This window comes from Actinomadura sp. CNU-125, from assembly GCF_001942465.1.
Taxonomy (GTDB): Bacteria; Actinomycetota; Actinomycetes; order Streptosporangiales; family Streptosporangiaceae; genus Spirillospora.
Genome location: NZ_MKJY01000319.1, coordinates 1 through 5336 on the forward strand (window position 1 = coordinate 1; position 5336 = coordinate 5336).

General features: G+C 72.5%; 4 protein-coding genes. 2 read left to right on the plus strand and 2 right to left on the minus strand.

The genetic code is table 11. From position 1 onward, the window contains the following. Positions 1-245 precede the first annotated feature (245 nt). Both BJF79_RS30715 and BJF79_RS30720 read right to left on the minus strand, forming a co-directional pair. Positions 246-1670: a DUF1266 domain-containing protein gene (locus BJF79_RS30715; RefSeq protein WP_075902662.1), complete on the minus strand. Its 1425-nt coding sequence runs from the start codon at positions 1668-1670 to the stop codon at positions 246-248. A 103-nt stretch (positions 1671-1773) separates the two neighbouring features. Beyond that, on the minus strand, positions 1774-2712 hold the full coding sequence (locus BJF79_RS30720; RefSeq protein WP_262402779.1) for a DUF6177 family protein: 939 nt from the start codon (positions 2710-2712) through the stop codon (positions 1774-1776). Positions 2713-2851: 139 nt separating this feature from the next. Between BJF79_RS30720 and BJF79_RS30725 the strand changes: the two genes are divergently transcribed. Both BJF79_RS30725 and BJF79_RS30730 read left to right on the plus strand, forming a co-directional pair. Continuing rightward, positions 2852-4279, plus strand: a complete 1428-nt coding sequence (locus BJF79_RS30725; RefSeq protein WP_075902664.1) for an LCP family protein — start codon at positions 2852-2854, stop codon at positions 4277-4279. A gap of 198 nt (positions 4280-4477) precedes the next feature. Then, positions 4478-5336: glycosyltransferase (locus BJF79_RS30730; protein ID WP_075902668.1), on the plus strand; the 859-nt coding region annotated here is incomplete at its 3' end.

Sequence of the window (5336 nt, forward strand, 5' to 3'; positions counted from 1 at the left end):
GAACCCGCCGGGGCAGCCGGGGCAGCCGGGAATGCCGCCCGGGCCGCCGCCGGGGCAGCCGGGGCCGCCGCGGGGGCCGTGGCCCCCGCAGAATCCGGGGCCTCCGCAGCCGCCGTATTCGCAGCCGCCGTATTCGCAGGGGCCGCAGCCTCCTCCGTAGGAGGCCGTGTCCGTGGGGCGGGTGATCGCCGAACCGGTAGGTGGGCTTGCAGGTCGGCGCCCGTAAAATCGTCCTCCACGAGCCGTCAGGGCCAGTCGCGGGTCAGCTCCAGGTTCCACGGGACGACGTTCCACGGGCTGAGCGGCTCGGCGGCGAGCGTTTCGATGAGGCGGTCGTACTCGTGCTGGGCCTGCCCGCCGCCGCCCGACCACAGCAGCCGTCCTTGCAGGTAGCAGGCGGCCATGTCGCGCCAGGACGTGTAGTTGCGCTGGATGTCGAGGGCGAGCGGCAGCATCCGCTCCCAGCAGTACTCCTCGGTCAGCCACCCGACCATGTGCCCCCACCGGTACAGCATGAGCGCGCGGCCGTAGTCCCAGATGAGGAACCGGCCGGTGCCGGTGCGGACGGACGGGTCCGCGAGCGTCTTCAGCCGGTGCAGTTCCTCGGCGGCGTGGCTCCGGTCGTTGAACAGCCGGTGCAGGAAGTGCGCGAGTTCGGCGCCCTGGTCGCTGAGGTCGGCGCCGGGCTCGTCGCGCAGCAGCGGTGGGACGAGCCGCGCGTAGTCCTCGCCGTCGGCGCCGTACCGGACGTGCACGAGTTCGATGAGGCGCTCGACGAACGGGGGTTCGAGCCGGTCGCGGGCGATGAGGTCGTCGACCTCGCGCAGCAGGTCGGCGTACCGGTCCTGGTCGGCGGCCGGGCGGGCGGCGAGTTCGGCGTCCTGCGCGAAGTCGGCGCGGTGCCCGTCCTGGACGAGCCAGTTGACGGCGCCGAGGAGCTGTTCGAGGTCGAAGGCGCCCCACGGGTCCTGGAGGAGTTCGAGGGCGGTGCGGCGGTCGGCGGCCCCGGCGGATTCGCCGGGCGCGGTGCCGAGCCGGTCGACGCGGAACCCGTTGACGGCGCCGTAGGCGCCCGCGCCGATGATCCACTGCTGGACGGGGGTGAGTCCGGCGGCGTGCGTGAGGACGCCGGGCAGGTCGGGCGCGGAGATCAGCTCCCAGAGCCGCCGCTGGAACTCGGCGGCCTGCCGTTCCTCGCCCTCGAAGAACCCGGCGAGCTGCCTGCGCAGCGCCGGGTGCCGCACGTAGAGGCGGCGGAAGAACCGGCCGTTCTTCCACACGAGGTGTTCGGGCCGCAGGTCGCCGAACGGGACGCGCGTCCGCCGGTGGACGAGCGCGCGGTCGGTGAAGTGCAGCTCCAGTTCGGGCCAGAGGGAGCCGACGGGGGCGAGGCGCAGCAGCGCGAGCAGGACGAGGACGGCGCCGAGCATCGCCGCGCCGGGTGCGAGCGCCCAGCGGGCGGCGTCCGCGAGTCCGGTCAGGGACAGGACGGCGCCGGTGAGCAGCAGCGTGACGCCGCCGATGCCGAGCGACAGTGACCAGCCGGTCAGCAGGATGGGGGAGCCGTCGATCCGCAGGACCGCCGCGTCGCCGTCGAACTCGAACGCACCTTCCGCGAGGGTGCCCTCGACGGCCCGCTCCAGCGCGTCGAGCTGACCGGGCTGTCCCATGGCAAGGGACGCTACCTCATCCCTTACGGGTAGATCATCGGCTCTCTGCGGCGAATGGTGTCGGACGGTCCGTAAATCCGATTTCGGGGGCACACTGTCGGCGTCAGGCGGACTGGAGGTGCTGCATCAGCATGCTGTGCCGCTGCCAGCCGTCGGCGGAGCGGCCGTCCCCCAGCGGGAAGAAGGTGAGCGGCGCGCGCTGCGGCCCGACCTGCTGCCCGGGGATGCCGGACGGCCCCGACATCTGCCCGGTCACGGCCAGTGCGACCGGCGCGGTCTGGCCGGTCCAGCGCGGCTCGGTGGTGAGGTCGGCGCGGCCGGGCGTGAGCTGCACGAACATGGACGCGACGGGACGTTCGGCGGCGAGCGCCCCGACGAGGGACGGCAGGTGCTGCAGGGGCGGCGGGTCCTCGGTGGAGTACCCGACGGTGACGGTGGTGACCTCGGCGATGCCGGCCCCGACGACCCGGAAGTCGCACATGGCGAGCGCGGCGCGCGGCCCGTCCCCGCCGACCAGCAGCCGGGCGTCGGGCCGCCCCTTGACGGCCTGGGTGAACGCGTCGCCGCGCCACGCGTCGGCCAGCGGCTCGTGGGTGCCGAAACCGGCGGGGGCCTGGCCGGTGAGGAGCTGCAGGAGCCGCTCGACGGCGCCCGACAGGTCGGCGTCGGCGTCGTGCCGCAGCCGGTAGACGAGGCTGAGCTGGGATCCGATCGGCGCGGTCGGCCGGGTGGTGAAGCCGGGCGCGTAGTCGCGCGCCTCCGGCACGGGCACGAACGTGCCGCCGTCCCACTTGAACGGCCGTCCGGTGAGTCCCTCGTAGTAGCCGTCCCCGTTGCGGACGATCCAGTGCACGGTGTCGCCTTCGGCGGCGGTGCGCAGCGGCAGCGACAGCCGGGTCTCCAGCGGGGTGACCAGCTGCAGCGTGCGTCCGCTCTCGGTGCACTCGGCGATCGTCGAGGCCAGCCAGGGGGTCAGCGGGACGAGCGGGCGGTCCTGGAGGACGACCATGGCCCGGTCCGTCAGCGCGTCTACGATGCTCATCTTTTCCGGAGTTTAGTCGGCATGGCGGGTGCCCCGGGGGGCGACCGCCGCGCCGGCCGGGCGCGGGTGGGACCCGCCCCCGCGCCGACTTTCCCGTGACACCGGTGGCGGGTGTCCAATCTGTGCTGAAATGTGACGGATGCAGCGAGCCGTCGCGCCGCCTCCCGTCTACTACGCGGACGAGGACGACGACGCCCCGCGGGTGCCGGAGCCGCCGGGGCGCGTGTGGCGTGCGCTGGGCTGGATGTCGATCGTCCTGTCGGTGGCGCTGGTGATCGGCAGCCTGTCCGCCTACGGGTTCTGGCGGAAGCTGGACGGCCGCATCGACCGCGAGGACGTCAAGGGCAAGCTAGGGGAGAACCGCCCGGAGAAGCTGAACGACGCGACGAACATCCTGCTGCTCGGCTCCGACAGCCGGGAGGGCGAGAACTCCCGGTACGGGACCGAGATCGGCCGCCGCTCCGACACGGCGATCCTGCTGCACATCTCGCCGGGCGGGAAGGGCGCGATCGGGCTCAGCTTCCCGCGCGACTCGATGGTGCAGATCCCCGAGTGCAAGACCGACACCAGGACGGTCCCGGCCCGGTTCGGCATGATCAACTCGGCGTTCGCCGAGGGCGGCCCGGCCTGCACCTGGCAGACGATCGAGGCGCTCACCAAGATCCACATCGACCACTACGTCGAGGTCGACTTCGCGGGGTTCACCCGGGTCGTGGACGCGCTCGGCGGCGTGGAGATCTGCGTGCCGCGCGCGGTGAACGACCCGCGGGCCGAGCTGAACCTGAAGGCCGGGCGGCAGACCGTCAAGGGGGAGCAGGCCCTCGGGTACGTCCGCACCCGGCACGGCCTGGGCGACGGCTCGGACCTCGAACGGATCAAGCGGCAGCAGGCGTTCATGGCGTCGATCGTCAAGAAGGCCACCGACGGCAGCATGCTGACCGATCCCGCGCGGGTGTACGCGTTCCTCGAAGCGATCGCCGACTCGATCCGGACGGACGAGGACATGACGCTCTCGGTGATGCAGGACCTCGCGACCGGCCTGCGCGGCATCAGCGCCGGGAACGTCCGGTTCGTCACCGTCCCGGTGCAGGCGTACCCGCAGGACCGCAACCGCGTCCAGTTCGACCGGGCGAAGGCGGAGCCGCTGTTCGCGGCCGTCCGCGAGGACAACACGGTGCCCGAACCGGAGCCGGAGCCCGCGAAGGGCGCCCCGCCCGTCCAGCCCGCCGAGGTCAAGGTGGGGGTCTACAACGGGACGACCTCGTCCGGGCTCGGCAAGCGGACGGCCGAGCAGCTCGCCGCGCGCGGCTTCGACGTCGTCAAGGTCGGCAACGCGGACAAGGTCTACGAGAAGACGGCGATCCTGTACGGGACGGGCGCGCAGCGGCAGGCGCAGCGGCTCGCGAACGCGCTGCCGGGGCACAAGCCGAAGCCGTGGAAGAAGGCGAAACCGGGCTATGTGTACCTCGTCATCGGCGGGGACGGCGCGAAGCTGCGCGGGGTGAACCCGGTGCCGAAGGTGGCGGGAGAAGTTCGGGCAGATCAGGACATATGCGCGTCGAATTGAGTCGATCCAACCGGACGTTCGGTGACGACGTGCTGTCACCTGCGTCACGGCGGTATCCTCACCGCGGGCAACCGCCAACCCCACTAAAGCGTCACATGTAGGACGGCAGTAACCCCCCGACCACACCGACCCCCTCGGAGCCGCCTCCCCGCACCTGGCTCTGCCCAGCGTCACGGCCCCCATCCCGGAACGGACCGCATGCAGCCCGAGCCATTCACTCTGCTCATGACCGTCTACGGCGGTGACCGGGCCGAGTATGTCAAGGACGCCTTCCGAAGTGCGGTGCACGACCAGTCGCTCCGCCCGGACCAGGTCGTGCTGGTGCAGGACGGCCCGGTCTCCCCGGAACTGGCCGCCTGCCTGAAGGAACTGGTCGCCGGCAGCCCCGTCGAGGTCGCGTTCGTCCCGCTGGAGCAGAACCGGGGCCTCGGGCCCGCGCTGGACTCCGGCCTGCAGGCCGCGCGGCACGACATCATCGCCCGGATGGACGCCGACGACGTCGCCATGCCGCACCGCTTCCAGATGCAGGTGCCGCTCGTGCGGACGGGCGCCGACCTCGTCGGCGCGGGCCTGCTGGAGTTCGGCGCCGACATCGGCGACATCGTGGGCCGCCGCATCCCGCCGAGCGACCCCGAGGACATCGCCCGCTACTCGCGCCTGCACGACCCGTTCAACCACCCCACGGTCGTCTACCGGCGCAGCGCCGTGTGGGCCGTCGGCGGCTACGGCGACCTGCCGCTGATGGAGGACTACTGGCTGTTCGCCCGCATGATCGCGGCGGGCGCCCGGGTGGTGAACGTGTCCGAGCCGCTCGTGTACTACCGCGTCGGCGACGGCGCCTACCAGCGCCGCGGCGGCCGCGACCTGCTGCGCTCGGAGCTGCGGCTGCAGCGCGAGATGCGCCGCGAACGGTTCATCACCGGCCCGCAGTACTGGCGGAACGTGGTGGTGCGCGGCGGCTACCGGCTCGTCCCGACCGCGATCCGCAAGCCGTTCTACCGCGCGATCGTCGCGACCTACGGCGACCGCCGCAACCGCGAACGCGACCGCGTCGCCG

What these genes read in the sequence shown, in the direction of transcription:
- BJF79_RS30720 (WP_262402779.1), bottom strand. Translation starts at nt 2,712, where the DNA reads ATGAGCATCGTAGACGCGCTGACGGACCGGGCCATGGTCGTCCTCCAG.
- BJF79_RS30715 (WP_075902662.1), bottom strand. Translation starts at nt 1,670, where the DNA reads ATGGGACAGCCCGGTCAGCTCGACGCGCTGGAGCGGGCCGTCGAGGGC.
- BJF79_RS30725 (WP_075902664.1), top strand. Translation starts at nt 2,852, where the DNA reads ATGCAGCGAGCCGTCGCGCCGCCTCCCGTCTACTACGCGGACGAGGAC.